This window comes from Nostoc sp. (assembly GCF_036919595.1).
Taxonomy (GTDB): Bacteria; Cyanobacteriota; Cyanobacteriia; order Cyanobacteriales; family Nostocaceae; genus Nostoc.
On the sequence record NZ_JBALCO010000142.1, the window covers coordinates 1 to 17,449 of the forward strand.

Genomic DNA, 17,449 nt, shown 5'->3' on the forward strand with positions numbered 1-17,449 from the left:
CTCAGTTGCACTCGGCTTAATAAATCCTCAACATTTAAGAAACTGGTTTGCTAGTTGCTGCTACTGTACCTCATAACACCCGTAAATGCTGTAAATACTGTTTGAAGTTCCTGCCGCCAAACATAAACTCTTCCAGCTTTAGATATTTATCATTATGACAAGTTGCACATACAACATCACCAGAACTTCGTAAGTTCATTAACTGTTTTACATTGATTTGAAGCAGTTTAGCACCCACTTCTATAGCTTTATAAACTGCTGTACACCAATTCAAAAAATCCGGCTCTTTAAAGAGTAGGCCACTCCATGAATTTCTGTGTATTCCTTTGTGTTTCAAATATCTTTCTCCGCCATGAATGCTACCATTTAGCTGTTGGTAAAGATCAGAGATATCGTTAGATAAATTACTAGTAATCAGACCTAAAACAACTAATTTATTTAGGAGTCCGTTCTTTCCACGAAGTGCAGGAGTATGATAATTATTAGACCGCCACTCATCAAATTCATTGGGCTAATTACAGAAATGTACTGGTAGAACCGCGTTTTCTAAGAAACCGCGAAGTATTTGGAATGATTGTTTGTAATAAAACCGGGCAGCCATATCCACTGACGCATCTATATCTGTACGTGCTTCAAGCAAATGGGCTTGTGAGAAGAAGGCACTTTCAGCGAGTACATTGCTACAAAGATTATCCCAAGCAATAAGATATTTCAGTGTTCTTCCAAAGCTTACATTGGAAAAGAAATATTCTGGGTTAATTAGTTTGTAAGTTTCAGCCGCCGCAGGTGCAGGAAGCGTATTCACAGCATATTTAGTAAATTGTTCAGCGAAATTACAACTTTCTTCAAGCCCTCTTTCAAGTTTTTGTTCAGTTATGTAGTGTCTAAAATGTTCACCAGAGAAAGAGATATCACCACTTTCACTAAGAATAAGATTATATTCGTTGTAAAGCTCACTCAAAAATACAACTAAATCACCATTAGCAAATGATGAATCTAGCGATTCATCAGAAAAGTTGAGGAGTGAAATTGCTTTGTACGGAATTACATCTGTAGAAAGAGTAATTACCATGTATTGAGATACTATTCTACGTTCGCTCAAGATGCTCTCCAAGAGCTATATAAATCTCAAAGTTAGCCTTAGCCTTAATCACAAAATTAGGAATTAGTTACACTCCTACTTCTAATAATAGAGCTTCCATAGCTTCACAAGAGAGTCCTTGTTGAATATAACGGGGTGCTTCAGGATTATAAGGACTGGCTACTCGGTCAATATTGAGGATGTTTGCCCCATCGGGTAGAACTGGTACATCTGCATCAAATGCCGTTGGACGCATCAAAGAACTGGAAAAGCCTTTGAAAATAGCAATTGTATCTTGCTCATCAGCAATTTCCACTGTTACAAGTAGCACTTCTTGGGGGCGTTTAGCGGTGTATTGTTCCAGTCGCTTGCCAATCGAATTCATTTTTTTAAGAGTAGGAGTAAGGTGGCGCAATGACGGTTACTGTGGTGTGGCTGAACGTCCCTGCTTACCCAGCTTAATCAGAACAAAATAGCTTAAGTAAAGCACATAAATTACTAAACTAATTATGCCAAGAAAACCTAAAAACTCAGCTTTGCTATTAGCATGGAAATATTCTTTGAATAGCAACGGAGCCTCAAACCAAACACTACAATAGGAAGTCTTCAGCGCATTCCCAGAAAAAGCACAACCCAAAAAAGGGATAAAGGCTAGTGTACCCAAAATACAATAAACAGTTGTAGCCCAGCGCCAAGAGGTAAAAATAAATTTCAAAGAGCCACTGGTTTGATACTCAATTTCATCGTTGATATCCACCCAGAACCACAGGGAAATCGGGATCAAAATCTGAGCTATTAACCCAGAAATAAAGCTAACTGGATACTGGGCAATCATTAAGTAAATCGTGATTGCTACCAGGCTTGATACCCGCCAGTATATACTCAATAAGCGTTGTATACTTTCTGCTTTTTGCACAAATGCCCAAATCAGAAGAATTAGCGGAATAATTACCAAGAATAATACTGCCAGTCGGTAATCAATCCAGACGAAAGGGCGAAACCAAATACTATAGTTCATTGTTTTTCTCAAACGCTAAATAAAACATTTTTAATCAAGAGCAACTATCCATAACTGATAAACCTGTAAGCTATTAGCTAGCTAGTAGTCTATCTATATTAGATAACAGTTTAATCAAAGCATAAAGCTCAGTGTCTTGCCTCAAAACTGCGCTCTAACTTCTTTATGCAAGCAAGTGACTCCCCAACTCATACCATTTCACAAAATTTATACTATAAATACGTTTGTAGGGGCATACATGTGTACGCCCCTACAGCCAATTCATTTGTTGCAAAGATTTTTGGAAAAGGTATTACATGGTATAATGCTTAATTTACTTTCCTAATCTCTCTATTTAACAAAAAACAAGCAACTCAAAGATCCTCAACTTAAATTTTGCACCTACCTGTAGTAGCATCAGGGAGTCTGTTCAAAACCCACCCACCAACTACAAACTCGGCACTCCCAGACAACCCCCCAACTTTTTTGGGTATAAAGGTTTCCTTAGTAAGATAAAAAACTCTCAAAGTTTAACCCTTATACATCTGTAACTTCAGATATTTCACCAATTTTCCACCAGTTGGAGAAAATGATCAAAGAGAGAGAGTGCGATTTGAGGCGGGAGTGAGGTGAAAGTGCGACATTTAAGCAAGTAAATCCTGGTTGCTTGCTGACCAAATGAACAGAAAATTCACTTGGCTGAATTTCTAGTCGTCGTAAACCCGGCATTCAATTGCATCTGGGTTGTCATCACAATACTGTTCTAGAGAGTTTTTTGGCTTGCTTTGGCGCTTGTGGGAAGCTTCGGCTTGCAATTCTTCTACTGCATCCCAAGCAGCAGCACACTCTGGTGAGTTGCTACCGTTAGTATCACAGACAGTACGCGCTTGTTCGACTTCTTCTTGAATTTTCTCTTCGATACCGCTCTTTGTTGTTTCTTGGATGTTAGTCATTGCTTCAGTCTCGTTGTGTGTTGTTAATACCAGTATAGAAAAATTAAGAAATGGGAGATTTTGGCTTGATTACTAACCATTCTAACCACTTAGCTCATAAGTTAGTATTTTAGCCTATTGATTTATAACCAATACAGGAAACTGTTGCATCTATAATGCATTCATCTTTAATTTTTTAAGATTTTGTGGAATCAGTACTATAGATAAACAATCATACAATATATTTAGATGCATCTATTAGGGAATGACAACCCCAGCTTCTTGGGATGGAGGAGACAAAGGGCTGGGGCTAATTATTGTAAAATGCAATTCTTCCCAAAAGAAAAAATCAAAACCTACTAGCCTAAAAAGAGAAAGAAGCTCAAAACTCATGGCAGACCAAATGCAGTGGGCAAACGCCCTATCAACCCGTCATTCTTTGGAAGCCGCTGTTACAGATGTGGTGGAACGAGCTGTCTCATCATTAACAGCACCTGCGGATCTAGGACTGGTATTCATTTCGTCTGCTTTTGCGAGTGAGTATTCCCGACTGTTACCGTTGTTAGCCGAAAAACTTTCTGTGCCAGTGTTAATTGGCTGTAGTGGTGGAGGTGTGATTGGGACGACAGTTAGCGGAGAAACCCAAGAACTGGAAACTGAACCAGCTATTAGCTTAACTTTGGCACACCTTCCAGGAGTGAAGGTTCAAGTCTTTCATATTGTTGCTGAAGAATTACCTGACTTAGACAGTTCACCAGATGCTTGGGTTGATTTGATCGGTGTGCCAGCATCACCGACACCCCAGTTCATCTTGCTGTCTAGTTCTTTCGCCTCTGGAATCAACAATTTGTTGCAGGGATTGGATTTTGCTTATCCAGGATCGGTGATAGTGGGGGGACAAGCTAGTGGTGGGGGTATGGGTGGTCGTGTTGCCCTATTTTGTAACGATGCTGACGAACACCAAAATCTGTATCGCGAGGGGACTGTTGGTATAGCTTTGACTGGCAATATTGTTTTGGAAACGATTGTAGCCCAAGGATGCCGACCGATTGGCAAACCATTGCAAGTCACAAAAGCCGATCGCAATATTATTCTGGAGTTAGATGATAAAGTTCCTTTGATGGTGTTACGGGATTTGATTGCTAGTCTCAGCGAAGAAGAACGGACTTTAGCACAGCACTCTCTGTTTGTTGGTGTGGCAATGGATGAATTTAAGCTGGCTTTGCAGCAAGGAGACTTTTTAATTCGTGGTATTCTTGGGGTCGATCCAGCAGCTGGGGCGATCGCAATTGGCGATCGCGTCCGTCCTGGCCAAAGACTGCAATTTCACCTACGCGATGCCCAAGCCTCTGCTGAAGACCTAGAATTACTCCTCCAAAGTTATCAACACCAACGAGACTCTGAACCCTCTGCTGTAGCTGCCTTGATGTTTGCCTGTCTGGGGCGAGGTGAAGGACTATATGGTAAACCCAATTTCGATTCTGAACTATTTCGGCGCTACATTAATGATATTCCTGTAGTCGGCTTTTTCTGTGGTGGTGAAATCGGCCCTGTTGGTGGCAGAACTTTCTTACATGCCTACACTTCAGCATTTGGAATTTGTCGCCAAAATCAGTTATGAATTATGAATTAGACTCCTGACTCTATAGCAATCCTATCTGAATTTCGTTCAAATTCGCGGTGTCCAGATCCCCGACTTCTTAAAGAAGTCGGGGATCTAACTTTTCACGAATAATTTATGGCTGCTACAGCTGCTTGTTTAGCATTGAGTTGTCCTTCTATATTTGCAGATATATATCGAGATAAACGCTCTGAAAACTTGTATATATAGAGAAATATATTCCTTATATATACTAGTTTAAATATTAATTTATACCTTGTGTTATTTAACTAAAAGCTCCATGATTAATTTAGAAAGCAGATAGTTTCAGGTGAGTTAATAATGAATAAAAATAGACTTAATGATTTTTTCTGATTCATAGTAAAAAATATCTAATATTAATCTGAAATTTCTTCATGTCGGAGTTCGACTAATCCAATGCTAGAAGGATGGATTCAAATTGTATTAACGCTACTAATTGTAGTAGCGTTCACTCCCTTTTTTGGGCGCTACATGGCGCGTGTCTACCTAGAGCAAAATACTTTTCTCGACCCAATTTTGAATCCGGTTGAGCAAGTGCTTTATGCTTTGGTTGGCGTTAAAACCAAAGAAAACATGACTGGCTGGCAGTATGGGCGGGCAATCCTGTATAGCAACGTAGTAATGGGGTTGCTGATTTTCTCTATCATCATGAATCAGGGATGGTTACCACTCAACCCCACGGGGATAAATGCCCCAACTTGGGACACAACGCTACATACTACCATTTCTTTTATTACTAATACCAACCAGCAGCACTATTCTGGTGAAACCTACATGAGCTATGCCAGCCAAATGTGGGGACTTGGTTATCACATGTTCACCTCCTCTGCGACTGGTTTGGCAGTAGGAATTGCTTTTATTCGGGGATTGACGGGTAGACCGTTAGGCAATTTTTATGTAGATATAATTCGCTCGATTACCCGAATTTTGCTGCCTATTTGTATTGTGGGTAGCATTGCCTTGATGGCAGCTGGAGTTCCAGAAACCCTAGCGGGTGCAGTTGTATTCCCGACCTTGGAAGACCCGAATATTAGTCAGGCGATCGCTCGTGGCCCCGTTGCCCATTTTGAAATTATCAAGCAATTAGGGGAAAACGGGGGCGGCTTTTTCGCCATCAACTCGGCACACCCCTTTGAAAATCCCAACGGATTTTCTAACTTAATTCAGATTGTGGCAATGCTTTCAATTCCCACTTCCCTAATCTACACTTACGGCTTATTTGCAAATAACACCAAACAAGCCTGGTTACTCTACAGCATGATCGGTGTAATTTTTCTAGGATTTCTGATTGTTACCGCTATTGGAGAATACAACGGCAATCCGGCTGTAAATACGCTTTTGGGCAGTCAGCAACCGAACCTAGAGGGTAAAGAAGTCCGGTTTGGTTGGGCAGAATCGGCATTATTTGCCGTAAGTACAACTGCAACCATGTGCGGAGCCGTCAACAGTTTCCACGACTCCTTCATGCCGATCAGCGGTTTTATTTTTCTCTCTAATATGTTCCTGCAAATCATCTGGGGTGGACAGGGTACAGGAACAGCTTACTTGTTTGCCTATAGCATCCTGGCAGTATTCGTCACAGGTCTAATGGTGGGACGCACGCCAGAATTTCTGGGACGCAAGATTGAAAAGCGCGAGGTAGTGCTTGCTAGCTTCCTGATTTTGCTAGTTCACCCGATCGCAATTTTAATTCCGGGGGGAATCGCCTTAGCTTTTCCTGAACAACTGGCAGGAATTAGCAATCCTGGCTTTCATGGCTTTTCTCAGGTGATTTACGAATATGCCTCAGCTGCTGCTAACAACGGCTCTGGGTTTGAAGGTTTAGGCGATTCCCAACCTTCGCCATTAGCGATCGCCACGGGCGCAAAAACCACTGCAACACCTCTGTGGTGGAACTTGAGTACCTGCTTCAGTTTACTAGCTGGCCGCTATATTCCAATTTTGGGTTTACTGTTTTTAGCAGATAGCATGTCTCGCAAGCAAGCTGTTCCCTACACGACTGGTACATTGCGAACCGATACCGGACTATTTACAGGCGTTACCGCAGGCGTGATTTTAATCTTGGGCGCACTTACATTCTTCCCAGTACTTGCGTTAGGTCCCATCGGTGAAGCCTTTTTTATTGCCAAAGGCATTGGCTAGGAATTGGGGACAAGGAGAATTAGAGACTGATTCATCCACCTTTTAACTCCGTCAATCAACCTTTTAACTCCGTCAATTCACCTTTTAACTCCGTCAATCAACCTTTTAACTCCGTCAATCAACCTTTTAACTCCGTCAATCAACCTTTTAACTCCGTCAATTCACCTTTTAACTCCGTCAATTCACCTTTTAACTCCGTCAATTCACCTTTTAACTCCGTCAATCAACCTTTTAACTCCGTCAATTCACCTTTTAACTCCGTCAATTCATCTTTTAACTCCGTCAATCAACCTCAAAGACTTATGCTCAAAATTTAATGTATGCCAATTACTACTGATTCTCCCTCCCCCCTTATTCCATCTGGAACTCGTGACTCGCGCAAGCACACACCTAAAACAGATATGCGGGGGCTTTACCAGAGAGCAATTCGTGAGTCATTTGTCAAGCTCGATCCTCGAATTACTGTCAGAAATCCAGTTATGTTTGTTGTTTGGGTAGGGACAATTGTCACCTTCCTTGTTACCCTTAACCCAAATTTCTTTGGCACAATCCAGGCAGATATCAATCAACAACGCCTGTTAAACGGGTTGATTAGCTTTATTCTCTTTTTCACACTCGTTTTTGCCAACTTTGCCGAAGCCGTAGCTGAAGGACGCGGTAAAGCACAGGCTGATTCACTGCGATCAACGCGATCAGATACGATCGCTAACAAAATCCTCCCCGATGGTTCTATACAACAAGTCAATTCTACGGAACTGCGACGGGGCGATTTAGTTAAGGTGATTGCAAATAATATGATTCCCGCCGATGGGGATGTAATTAAAGGCATTGGCTCAGTGGATGAGTCTGCAATTACTGGAGAATCTGCGCCCGTACTCAAGCAACCAGGTACAGATATTGCAAGTTCCGTGACAGGAGGTACACGCCTCCTCTCAGACGAATTGACAATTCGCATTAGTGCTGACCCTGGTCAAGGCTTTATTGATCGCATGATTTCCCTGGTGGAAGGAGCAGAACGCAGCAAGACTCCCAACGAAATTGCATTAACGGTATTGTTGGCAGTATTAACACAGGTTTTCTTGATTGTGGTGGCGACTATGCCTCCATTTGTTGGCTACATTGCCAGCTTTGTCAGCACGGCCTTTGGCGTTGAAGCAGGAAACAGTTTACGGGCGGGTGCTAGCGTTGCCATCCTCATCTCGCTACTGGTAGCTTTGATTCCTACAACTATCGGTGGTTTGCTCAGTGCGATCGGCATCGCTGGTATGGATAGGGTTGCCCAATTTAACGTCATCGCTACCTCTGGTCGAGCAGTAGAAGCGTGCGGCGACATCAATACCTTGGTGCTGGATAAAACAGGCACTATTACCTTGGGTAATCGGATGGCTGATGAGTTTATTCCTTTGGATAATCACTCACTAGAAGATGTGGCGCGAGTCTCCCTAGCTGCTAGCTTATTTGACGATACACCAGAAGGCAAATCAATCGTGATATTGGCAGAAAAGTCCCAGGTTGCAGTAGACTTTAATATCGACAAAGCTGAAGGTGTGGAATTTTCGGCGAAAACCCGGATGAGTGGCACGAATCTAGCTGATGGTAAACAAATTCGCAAAGGAGCGGTGGAGGCAATTAACGGATTTGTCCGTTCTCGTGGCGGCTACGTTCCTGATGATGTAGACGCAGCTTATGAGCGAGTTTCCCGGTTAGGCGGTACACCCTTAGCTGTTTGCCAAGATGACAAAATTTATGGGGTCATCTACCTCAAAGATATTGTCAAACCTGGTTTACGGGAACGGTTTGACCAACTCCGCCGCATGGGTGTTCGCACAGTTATGCTCACAGGTGACAATCGAATTACCGCTTCGGTAATTGCCGAAGAAGCTGGAGTGGATGATTTTATTGCCGAAGCGACTCCAGAAGACAAAATTGAGGTGATTCGCTCCGAACAATCTCAGGGTAAACTGGTGGCAATGACCGGGGATGGTACCAACGATGCACCCGCCCTAGCTCAGGCAAATGTAGGTGTGGCGATGAACTCTGGGACGCAAGCTGCCAAAGAAGCTGCTAACATGGTGGACTTAGACTCTGACCCCACAAAGCTTATTGACCTAGTAACCATAGGTAAACAGTTGTTAATTACCCGTGGTGCATTGACAACATTCTCCATCGCAAACGATATTGCCAAATATTTTGCGATTATTCCCACTATCTTTGCAGCTGCTGGAATCGGCGCACTTAATATTATGGGATTAAAGAGTGCCCAATCTGCGATCGTCTCGGCGCTGATTTACAATGCCTTGATTATTCCGGCACTAATTCCGCTAGCACTCAAAGGGGTAAAGTTTTTACCTTTAACAGCAGATCAACTCCTACGCCGCAACATCTTCATCTATGGACTTGGCGGCATTATTGCTCCCTTCATTGCCATCAAACTGATAGATATTATTCTGCCGTTGTCTTAATTAACTATGAAACCTTCTCATATCCGACGCACTATCCCTGTATCCCAAGTATTAGAAGAAATAACTGAAATCTGGTGTCAATGGCGTAGACAAAAGCTGCCACTGTACTTGTTCTTGGCGATGTGTTTCAACCTAGTGGTTGCACCTTTGGTTTATGCAGCTACTGGCGAACAACTTTCCCGCAGTCAATCTTGGGGATTGGGACTGTTAGGACTGGTGACACTAGGGCTTTCCATCTACCTATTTTTTGTAATGTTTGTACCGGAGAAATTCTAATGAGTTTTGCACGTGAAGCTAGCAGAGCTGTTCGTTCTACCCTGGTACTCTGGGTTATTGGAGCGATTATTTATCCTTTTGCGATGATTGCCATTGGGCAGATTGTGTTTCCCTTTCAAGCAAACGGTAGTCTACTGAAAAATAATACAGGTGAAGTTGTAGGTTCTGCCTTGATTGGTCAACCTTTTAGTAGCGATCGCTATTTTAACAGCCGTCCCAGTACCACCACCTACAGCACAGCCGATCCCAAAAAGGACGATGCGGGAGTTTTGAAAACTGGGGTTTCTGGTGCTAGTAATTTGGCTCCCAGTAATCCTGCATTGCTGGAACGCATTAAAGGTAAAGATGACCCCGATCCCAGCAAAAAGGTTGAAGGTGACTTCAATCGTCTAAAAACAGCAGGTGTACAGCCGACTGGCGATCTAGTCTACACCTCTGGTTCCAGCCTTGACCCTCACATCACCCCCGAAGCTGCGATCGCGCAAATTGCCAGAGTAGCCAAGGTGCGAGGATTTCAGCCGAACCAAATAGAAAGTTTGATTTCTCAAAACACCGATGGTCGCTTTCTCGGCATCTTTGGCGAGCCTGGAGTTAATGTTTTGAAGTTAAATTTAGCTCTGGATAAAATCAAGGAATAAAAGCATGGAAAGTAGTTAAAACTATTTACTATCGAATTTTATTTCAAACCTTATATCTCCGAATTATTAAATAACTCGGAGATATTGTTATTCATTAATAATTAATAAAAACTATATGTTAATACAGTTTAATTAAGAGTTTTTTATTCTTTATTCGCTGCCATAAATCGCTAAATATTTATGTAAAAAAATTACCTTTGCAAAAACTTTTATACCTATACAAAATATACTTCTAAGCATATATTGTTTTAACTATTCAATAAACATATCTTTTATTTATTCCGGTATATATCAAATAGTTTCAAAATATATCAAATATAAATAAAATTTTCTGTAGATTACTGCACAATATTATTAGAATTAAATAAAAATATTTTGTGTTCAAAAATAAAAGAGTTGTAGAGTCAAGCTTCTTTGGTGTTTTAATCCGAGCAAATCATAGCATTTAAGGCTTTAAATATGTATACTTTGGAGCTTTTTAAACTTTATTTATTCACACAAAAAAGTGTTAATCAGTCCAGCTTGATTGAAGCTAACCCGACTAAGGTAACACATCATGAAGCAAAACCACATGACGGAGATATTCCATTTATAGCAGTGCTTTTGGCTCACGTTTGCTTCATAATTGTTTGGGGAATTGTCGTTTATATTGTTTCATACGTCTGCAAAGCAGTAGAAGATCCCCCAGAAAATGCAGCACAAGATAAAAACGAAATAGTAAGCATTAAATATTTTTGGGAACATCCCTGTAAGAACTGCCGATTTTTTAATAACAACCATTTTCTAAACTGTGCAGTACACCCTTCTACTGTTCTAAGTAAACAAGCACTGAATTGCTCTGATTACAAACCTAAATAAGTGAGTTTTTTTCTTGCCACTAGTAATTTTTTTGTCTTGATATTGTCGGTAGTGACCACTCAATTCGGCTTGGGCACCTGTAATAATCCGGTGAACACGGTCAGTCTCGGCGCGAATCTGGCTATTGAAGGCTTGAATCTGGGCATAGGTTTGCACCAGTTGTAATTTAGCTTGTCGAATATTAGTTTGCAGTTGACTTTTTTTAGTTTGCAGACAGGAATCGTCAATGGTTGCAATCGCATCTCCCTTTTTAACAACTTGATTTTCTTTGACATAAATCTGCATTACTTGACCTTCGGTTGTGGCTTGCACAACCCGCAATTCCCCGGCTGGACGAACAACCGCCTGTCCTTTAACTATGACTTTATATTTAGCGATCGCTGCGACTGGAATAGCTAAACTGAGAATGCCAAGGATAATCATGCCGCCAAAGGTAGTCCAACGGCCAAGTGGTGGTAAAAATTCGTTTGTTTGAATTGGGGTTACAAAATCTGTCTTGCTAACCATAATTTAGTGCAGTATTAAAAAAAATACGATTTAATTAATCGCAGCAGGTTTGCCGTTAAGGTGGGAAGCAGAAGTTGCGATCGCTAAATCATTTTTCGATGGAATAATATCATCTAGGAAATTTAAATGGTCACCTTTGATTTGACGCAACTGTTTTGGTGTACCTTGAATTTGTAAGCGTCCAAGTTCTAGCAGTATAATCCAATCTGCTCGCTGGATGACTTTTGGTCGGTGACTAATTATAATATATGTCACCAATGTAACTAATTTTACTTTTTCAAATTCTCGTAGATATACAGCGAAGATATTGTATTTAAATCTAATTCTTTAGGCTCATCTTCATCGTCATTAGTATTTTTAAACAGGACTGTAAATGCACCAGCGCCTAACCCATCTTGAGGAAACATTCGATAACAAGGCATGGTAGTTAAATGCGACTGATACTTAGCTAAATTACTCATTTCTATTGCCTGAAACTGGGGAAAGCGTTCTAAAAACCATTCACAAATTTGCTCATTTTCTTCGGGTGAATATGTACAAGTCATATAAGCCAGATAGCCTTGTGGTGAAACAATTTTAGCAGAGTTAGCTATAATGCGCTTTTGCCGATTTGCACTCTTATTAATAGCAGTTGGGTGAAAACATCCGGGTGCTTTTTCACCTTTAGCAAGTAACGATTGTCCAGTACAAGGAGCATCTACTATTACTAGATTGCTAGAGCAGAGAAACATTTGGGCAAATATACTCGAATCTCTATTAACCACTGCACTAGGGCTGATCTGACAACGCTTAAAATTAGAAATTAGCATTCCCAGACGTTTGCCAATGACTTCATTACTGATTAATAAGTCAGGTTGTAAAGCTTTCCAAGCGAAAATACTTTTACCTCCTGGTGCGGCACACATATCAAAAACTAAACGTACTGACTGAGGAATAGCTAACAAAGTAGTAGCTGCAAATACCGAAGAAAAATCTAAGCAATAGAAATATCCTTTTTGATGTAAGGGATGCTGACCGGGTTTTTCTCCCAGGTATAAGCGGTCTATAAATTTTGGTTGCCAAGAGGTTGGTGTTTCCACTGCCAAAGGTGAAATATCTGGTTTTTCTTGACACCAAAGAATACTGGGTGAAAAAGGCTGAGGATTCATTAAAGCCTCGATAAATTTTTCTTGTTCATCTAGATTAGTGAACAAACGCCGCGAGGCTTTAAGTAATAAATTAGAAGGTTTTTCCATGTATATATATAAATAACTAGGTTGTATCAAAATACAAATCAAACTGTTACACAAGAACAATGTAATTAAGGCTTTTGGCTTCATACTCAAAATATAATGACCGCCATTGGGATTGCAATGGCCAAGCTACCCCACTGCACCGGAGAAGGTCATGATCTTAGAGAATTTTCGGCAAAAATTACGCAAAGAAGCACAACTATGGAGGGATGAAGGATTAATTAGTTCTTCGCTGTATGAGCAATTAGCAGAACGTTATCAATTTAAAAACCTGGAAGCTGCTGCACGCGATCGCAATAAAGCGATCGCGATTGCTGTAGGCGGCATCCTTTTATGCTTAGGCATAATTACCTTTGTAGCCGGAAACTGGCAGGGAGGGTCACGAGAAATCAAATTTATTCTGATGATGAGTTTGTTTTTTGCGATCGCTATCACTGGTTTTTACACCTGGAGACCACCTGAAGGAAAGAAGCCACAACGAAGTAAACGCTTACTGGGAGAGGGGTTGCTAATTTTAAGCGCTTTCATTTTCGGTGCAAATTTACTGCTGATGGCCCAGATGTTCAATATTGCCGGTTCAACTTCCCAATTGTTTCTCGCCTGGGGGTTGGGTGTTGTGGTGATGGCCTTCGGTTTGTGCTTAAATTCTTTAGGAATTCTGTCAATTGTCCTCGTGGAAATCGGGTACTGGACTGGACTAGAAGACTTGTGGTACGCTTCAAATGAGTTCACTTGGTCGCGGCTAGTAGTGCAGCATATGCCTTTGTTGGCATGGCTGGTGTTTGTTCCCTTAGCCTACTTCTGTCGATCGCGCTGGATTTTTGGTCTAGCAGCCTTTGTCTTTGCTAGTTCTTTACAAGCCAACCTCAATCCGCTGCCACTGCTGAATTATGCTGATATAGCCCCTTGGGTGGCATCTTTTGCTTTTGCACTCCCACCTGCATTATTCTGGAGTTATGATGATTTGCTGTTTCCAAGCATAAATTACAGGTTGTTTCAATCCCTGGCCCGTAATTTAGCATTGGTAAGCTTCGGCATTGTCTTTTACATTCTCTCTTTTCGTTGGGTCTGGGAATCTCCAAATTATGGTTATAATCAGCCAACGAATGTGACAAACTTGTTCGAGTCTCTGCCGATCATTGATCTGGGGATTCTCAGCGGGTTGGCAGTATTGCAATGGTTGTTTCTACTGCGTCAAAGAAATAACCCTCCGCGCCGCGAAGTGATTTTCACAACTGCTGTCATTAGTACTTTTCTTGCCTTTATTGCCATAATACCTTTTTGGCATCAAACTATCAGCCGGATTGATGAACTTGGTGTTTTTATTTTCAATGTACTTCTAGCAACATTAGCCTGGGGACTAATTCAAGAAGGATTGAAATTAAGCAACAGAAGTTCCTTTTGGGGCGGTATGCTATTATTAACAGTGCAAATTATCAGTCGCGTACAAGAGTACGATACCGACTTACTTTTTAAGTCACTGGTCTATGTCTTGTGCGGTTCTGCTTTAATTAGCGCTGGACTATGGTTTGAACGCCGTCTACCTGGTGGTAGCTCTACAAGTAAGAAGTAGTGCAAAAGATGAAACAAGCCGTGAAAATTTTAGATTTTTAATTTTGGATTTTGGTGAAGCAGCGCGGTCTTCTCCCTACAGCCCTTCCCTAACGGGACGCCTTACGGCGAACGGGCATCCTACGGCAGGCGTTAACCTCTCCCTTTGGGAGAAGGGGAGACGCCAAGGGCGATAGCGCAGCGTTAGCGATAGCGCAGCGTTAGCGAGGAACGAGCGTCGGAACGAGCGTCGGAACGAGCGTCCGTAGGAGCGTCGGAACGAGCGTCCGTAGGAGCGTCGGAACAAGCGTCCGTAGGAGCGTCACCCGTTCGCGCAGCGTCTCCGACAGGAGAAGAGATTGAATAAAAAAATCTAAAATCTAAAATCTAAAATCTAAAATTCTGAAATCTCTGTGCGTCAAAATTTTTAAAGTTTCTCTGCGTCAGTCCTAATCTAGTTACTTTTGGCCTCCTCAATCCCTTTGCTTTTTAGGACTACGCTCATGACTAATAGTTCTCCTGAATCTAAAAATAAAACCTTGTCTCCCGAAGCCGAATTCTCCAATAAGGTGACTTTTCGGGATTACTTGATTGCCAGTGAACAAAAATCGAATAAGCCCTTACCTTTTTGGCGGTTACTAGCTCCCCTGGCGCTGCAAACAGGGCTAATTATGGCAGTACCAGCCCAAGCGGTTTATACAGACGTGACAGGTAAGACGGTGATTTTGCAAACCGTACCTGTAGACCCTAACAATGTGCTAGAAGGTAACACCTTAGCGTTAGATTACAACATATCCCGTACCGCAAATTTGAGCCGACTACCTGGTTGGCAAACATTAGTCAGCAGAGGCCGTGGAAGTGGCAGAAGATTGCCTGAAGGAACCAACATCTTCGTAACTTTGCAAGAGCAACTATCCTCTGGTCGTGGTGTTCCTAGAGCTTGGAGACCGTTACGAGTAAGTAGCGATCGCCCCACTTCTTTAAGAGCCAATCAGGTAGCCTTAAAAGGTGTTTATCAGGATGGTTCTGTTAACTACGGCTTAGAAACGTATTACATAAAAGAAAACCAACGGCGGCAGATTTCCAATGACTTACAAACCCAACGCGCCCGCAGAGGACAGCTACCACCCATTGTGGTGAAGGCGAAAGTAGATCCACAGGGGAAGGCAGTGCCGGTTAGTATGTGGGTGCGCGATCGCAACTATCGCTTTTAAGCTGTTAGTAGATCACAAACTTTCGGAAGTTAACGGAAAACAAGAGTTTGTGCCCTCGTGAAGAAAGAATATTCTGCATTGATACTAGAGTGATCGCTTTCAAGCAGCTAACAGTATCGGCTGAAATGCTGATTAATATGTTTTGTGACGGGGATTTCAACCCCGACACAAAACAAGCCGTTTATAGAAATGGGGGTATCAACCCCTATTCAATTACGATTGACAAGTAACGATTTTGGTAAATCTGCTTGCATTGGGATGTTTCCAGGCGACATAAATGCACTATCACTTCGGATTTTGAAATTTTAATTGGCTAAGAAGTTTAGCTCTTCGATCAGTCATTTCTGGTCTGGTCAAAATTCCTTGGGTAGGACTAAAAAATAATGCTAATAAAAATAGGACGGAAACAACTAAAACTATAGCTGCGCCTGATGGGACGTTCAAATAGTAACTAATATACATTCCAGTTACACTGCTAATTACACCGATAATTGCGCCTAATTGCATCATTTGGTGTAATTCTTTCACTAATAAATAAGCTGTAATTCCTGGCCCGATCAGCAGAGAAACAACTAATACTACACCTACAGTTTGCATACTAGCAATAATCGTCAGTGTGATAGCACCAGTTAAACCAAAATGAATCAAATTAATTGGTAAACCACTTGCTTGAGCGCCAAGTGGGTCAAATGTATAAAATAGCAATTCTTTGTAAAAAAGCTTTACTAAAAGCAAGACAACAACCGTAATAATTACAGTGCGTTTCACATCATCTGTAGTTACACCCAAGATATCGCCAAACAAAAATTCATGCAGGTCTAACTTACTTTTCAATAGGGTAATTAGCATGATACCCAAGGCTAAAAATCCCGAAAAAACTAACGCCATAGCTGCATCAACTTTGATCCGAGATTGGGATTGAATCCAACCAATTACAAAGGTGCTGAGAGTTCCAGAAATAAATGCACCTAAGAAAATATCAATACCTAAGAAAAAGGCTATAGCTAATCCTGGTAAAACTGCATGAGCAATCACATCTCCCAGTAATCCCATGCGTTGAACAATCAGGTAAGTACCGACAACAGCGCAAAGAACACCCAACAGAATTGCTGTAACAAGTGCTCCACGCATAAATTCAAAACTTAGGGGTTCGATTAGCCAATTTAACATTAAACTACTTCCTTATTCAATATAAATACACTATCTCCATATGCACGTTGAATATTATCTGCTGTCATCACTTCGTTCATGCACCCGTTGGCAATTATTTGTTTATTTAATAATAGTAACTGGTCACATTTTTTCAAAATTGTTCCCAAATCATGAGTGACTACTAATAAAATCTTGCCTTGAGATTTTAGTTCTTCAAATACATCAAACATTATGGCTTCTGTCTTTTTATCAACTCCAACAAATGGCTCATCGAAAAATAATAATTCGGCTTGTTGTGCTAAAGCTCTTGCTAAAAATACTCGCTGCTGCTGTCCGCCTGATAATTCTCCAATTTGACGCGATCGCAACTCTAACATCCCCACCCTTGCCAAAGCATCTTTAACTATTTCTTGAGAAAAGCGTGAAGGTGCGCGAAACCAGCCAGTATGCACAGTCCGCGCCATCAGCACCACATGCCAAACTGTGATCGGGTAATCCCAGTCTATTTGCGATCGCTGTGGTACATACGCAACAGAACTTAATTGTTGTTTCAAAGCGCGATCGCGAAACTTCACAACTCCACTCGTAGTTGGTACTAAGCCCAAAATTGCTTTCACCATTGTGCTTTTACCAGCACCATTTGGGCCAATTACACCCACAATTTGTCCCGGTAAGGAGCGGAAACTCACATTCTCAACCGCAATCACTCCTCGGTAATTTACAGCTAAATGTTTAACCTCTAACATAAATTTACCATTTATATGA

Annotated in this window: 18 protein-coding genes; 8 read left to right on the top strand and 10 right to left on the bottom strand. The window is 41.5% G+C overall.

Annotated elements, in window-relative coordinates; translation table 11 throughout:
* Positions 1-70 precede the first annotated feature (70 nt).
* The 5 genes from V7K21_RS21570 to V7K21_RS21590 all read right to left on the bottom strand — a co-directional run bounded on the left by V7K21_RS21570 (position 71) and on the right by V7K21_RS21590 (position 3,031).
* Positions 71-337 carry a hypothetical protein gene (locus tag V7K21_RS21570; protein WP_335177261.1) on the bottom strand — a complete coding sequence of 89 codons (267 nt, stop codon included), beginning with the start codon at positions 335-337 and terminating at the stop codon, positions 71-73.
* 174 nt (positions 338-511) lie between these two features.
* On the bottom strand, positions 512-1,102 hold the full coding sequence (locus V7K21_RS21575; protein WP_335177262.1) for a hypothetical protein: 591 nt from the start codon (positions 1,100-1,102) through the stop codon (positions 512-514).
* A gap of 67 nt (positions 1,103-1,169) precedes the next feature.
* The gene (locus V7K21_RS21580) at positions 1,170-1,466 is read right to left on the bottom strand and encodes a DUF7734 family protein (protein WP_335177263.1); all 297 of its coding nucleotides are present in this window, start codon (positions 1,464-1,466) and stop codon (positions 1,170-1,172) included.
* 36 nt (positions 1,467-1,502) lie between these two features.
* Positions 1,503-2,099: a DUF3177 family protein gene (locus V7K21_RS21585; RefSeq protein WP_335177264.1), complete on the bottom strand. Its 597-nt coding sequence runs from the start codon at positions 2,097-2,099 to the stop codon at positions 1,503-1,505.
* A 686-nt stretch (positions 2,100-2,785) separates the two neighbouring features.
* Positions 2,786-3,031 carry a Calvin cycle protein CP12 gene (locus V7K21_RS21590; RefSeq protein WP_335177265.1) on the bottom strand — a complete coding sequence of 82 codons (246 nt, stop codon included), beginning with the start codon at positions 3,029-3,031 and terminating at the stop codon, positions 2,786-2,788.
* 370 nt (positions 3,032-3,401) lie between these two features.
* Here V7K21_RS21590 and V7K21_RS21595 point away from each other — a divergent pair, with 370 nt between their 5' ends.
* From V7K21_RS21595 to V7K21_RS21620, 6 genes are all read left to right on the top strand, one after another.
* Positions 3,402-4,631, top strand: a complete 1,230-nt coding sequence (locus tag V7K21_RS21595) for an FIST signal transduction protein (protein ID WP_335177266.1) — start codon at positions 3,402-3,404, stop codon at positions 4,629-4,631.
* Positions 4,632-5,048: 417 nt separating this feature from the next.
* A complete protein-coding gene (kdpA, locus tag V7K21_RS21600) occupies positions 5,049-6,794 on the top strand; it encodes a potassium-transporting ATPase subunit KdpA (RefSeq protein ID WP_335177267.1) in 1,746 nt (581 codons plus the stop codon).
* A gap of 320 nt (positions 6,795-7,114) precedes the next feature.
* Positions 7,115-9,256 carry a potassium-transporting ATPase subunit KdpB gene (kdpB, locus tag V7K21_RS21605; RefSeq protein WP_335177268.1) on the top strand — a complete coding sequence of 714 codons (2,142 nt, stop codon included), beginning with the start codon at positions 7,115-7,117 and terminating at the stop codon, positions 9,254-9,256.
* Positions 9,257-9,262: 6 nt separating this feature from the next.
* Entirely contained in the window at positions 9,263-9,532 is a 270-nt protein-coding gene (locus V7K21_RS21610) for a potassium-transporting ATPase subunit F (protein WP_335177269.1), read from the top strand.
* Positions 9,532-10,170 carry a K(+)-transporting ATPase subunit C gene (gene kdpC / locus V7K21_RS21615; RefSeq protein WP_335177270.1) on the top strand — a complete coding sequence of 213 codons (639 nt, stop codon included), beginning with the start codon at positions 9,532-9,534 and terminating at the stop codon, positions 10,168-10,170. Before V7K21_RS21610 ends, kdpC begins: the two co-directional genes overlap by 1 nt.
* Positions 10,171-10,629: 459 nt before the next feature.
* Positions 10,630-11,028: a hypothetical protein gene (locus V7K21_RS21620; protein WP_335177271.1), complete on the top strand. Its 399-nt coding sequence runs from the start codon at positions 10,630-10,632 to the stop codon at positions 11,026-11,028.
* Here V7K21_RS21620 and V7K21_RS21625 read toward each other — a convergent pair.
* Genes V7K21_RS21625 through V7K21_RS21635 form a run of 3 tightly spaced genes read right to left on the bottom strand, consistent with a single transcriptional unit; the run spans position 10,984 to position 12,770 of the window.
* Positions 10,984-11,535 carry a biotin/lipoyl-binding protein gene (locus V7K21_RS21625; protein WP_335177272.1) on the bottom strand — a complete coding sequence of 184 codons (552 nt, stop codon included), beginning with the start codon at positions 11,533-11,535 and terminating at the stop codon, positions 10,984-10,986. The genes V7K21_RS21620 and V7K21_RS21625 overlap by 45 nt on opposite strands.
* A gap of 30 nt (positions 11,536-11,565) precedes the next feature.
* The gene (locus tag V7K21_RS21630; RefSeq protein ID WP_335177273.1) at positions 11,566-11,790 is read right to left on the bottom strand and encodes a hypothetical protein; all 225 of its coding nucleotides are present in this window, start codon (positions 11,788-11,790) and stop codon (positions 11,566-11,568) included.
* A 14-nt stretch (positions 11,791-11,804) separates the two neighbouring features.
* Entirely contained in the window at positions 11,805-12,770 is a 966-nt protein-coding gene (locus tag V7K21_RS21635) for an RsmB/NOP family class I SAM-dependent RNA methyltransferase (RefSeq protein WP_335177274.1), read from the bottom strand.
* Positions 12,771-12,921: 151 nt separating this feature from the next.
* Between V7K21_RS21635 and V7K21_RS21640 the strand changes: the two genes are divergently transcribed.
* Positions 12,922-14,340 (top strand): DUF2157 domain-containing protein, encoded by a 1,419-nt coding sequence (locus V7K21_RS21640; RefSeq protein WP_335177275.1) that lies wholly within the window; start codon positions 12,922-12,924, stop codon positions 14,338-14,340.
* Positions 14,341-14,821: 481 nt separating this feature from the next.
* Positions 14,822-15,532, top strand: coding sequence for a GDYXXLXY domain-containing protein (locus V7K21_RS21645; RefSeq protein WP_335177276.1), 711 nt, complete (start codon positions 14,822-14,824; stop codon positions 15,530-15,532).
* A 285-nt stretch (positions 15,533-15,817) separates the two neighbouring features.
* On the opposite strand, the gene V7K21_RS21650 is transcribed toward V7K21_RS21645, so the two are convergent.
* Together V7K21_RS21650 and V7K21_RS21655 are read right to left on the bottom strand one after the other, a co-directional pair.
* Positions 15,818-16,702 (bottom strand): metal ABC transporter permease, encoded by an 885-nt coding sequence (locus tag V7K21_RS21650; protein WP_335177277.1) that lies wholly within the window; start codon positions 16,700-16,702, stop codon positions 15,818-15,820.
* Positions 16,702-17,430: a metal ABC transporter ATP-binding protein gene (locus tag V7K21_RS21655; RefSeq protein WP_335177278.1), complete on the bottom strand. Its 729-nt coding sequence runs from the start codon at positions 17,428-17,430 to the stop codon at positions 16,702-16,704. The genes V7K21_RS21650 and V7K21_RS21655 overlap by 1 nt, the downstream gene beginning before the upstream one ends.
* Positions 17,431-17,449: the final 19 nt, after the last annotated feature.

Bases quoted from the DNA above. Each gene is read 5' to 3' on its own strand.
- V7K21_RS21580 (WP_335177263.1), bottom strand. From the start codon at position 1,466: ATGAATTCGATTGGCAAGCGACTGGAACAATACACCGCTAAACGCCCC.
- V7K21_RS21585 (WP_335177264.1), bottom strand. From the start codon at position 2,099: ATGAACTATAGTATTTGGTTTCGCCCTTTCGTCTGGATTGATTACCGA.
- V7K21_RS21590 (WP_335177265.1), bottom strand. From the start codon at position 3,031: ATGACTAACATCCAAGAAACAACAAAGAGCGGTATCGAAGAGAAAATT.
- V7K21_RS21595 (WP_335177266.1), top strand. From the start codon at position 3,402: ATGGCAGACCAAATGCAGTGGGCAAACGCCCTATCAACCCGTCATTCT.
- kdpA (WP_335177267.1), top strand. From the start codon at position 5,049: ATGCTAGAAGGATGGATTCAAATTGTATTAACGCTACTAATTGTAGTA.
- kdpB (WP_335177268.1), top strand. From the start codon at position 7,115: ATGCCAATTACTACTGATTCTCCCTCCCCCCTTATTCCATCTGGAACT.
- V7K21_RS21610 (WP_335177269.1), top strand. From the start codon at position 9,263: ATGAAACCTTCTCATATCCGACGCACTATCCCTGTATCCCAAGTATTA.
- kdpC (WP_335177270.1), top strand. From the start codon at position 9,532: ATGAGTTTTGCACGTGAAGCTAGCAGAGCTGTTCGTTCTACCCTGGTA.
- V7K21_RS21620 (WP_335177271.1), top strand. From the start codon at position 10,630: ATGTATACTTTGGAGCTTTTTAAACTTTATTTATTCACACAAAAAAGT.
- V7K21_RS21625 (WP_335177272.1), bottom strand. From the start codon at position 11,535: ATGGTTAGCAAGACAGATTTTGTAACCCCAATTCAAACAAACGAATTT.
- V7K21_RS21635 (WP_335177274.1), bottom strand. From the start codon at position 12,770: ATGGAAAAACCTTCTAATTTATTACTTAAAGCCTCGCGGCGTTTGTTC.
- V7K21_RS21640 (WP_335177275.1), top strand. From the start codon at position 12,922: ATGATCTTAGAGAATTTTCGGCAAAAATTACGCAAAGAAGCACAACTA.
- V7K21_RS21645 (WP_335177276.1), top strand. From the start codon at position 14,822: ATGACTAATAGTTCTCCTGAATCTAAAAATAAAACCTTGTCTCCCGAA.
- V7K21_RS21650 (WP_335177277.1), bottom strand. From the start codon at position 16,702: ATGTTAAATTGGCTAATCGAACCCCTAAGTTTTGAATTTATGCGTGGA.
- V7K21_RS21655 (WP_335177278.1), bottom strand. From the start codon at position 17,430: ATGTTAGAGGTTAAACATTTAGCTGTAAATTACCGAGGAGTGATTGCG.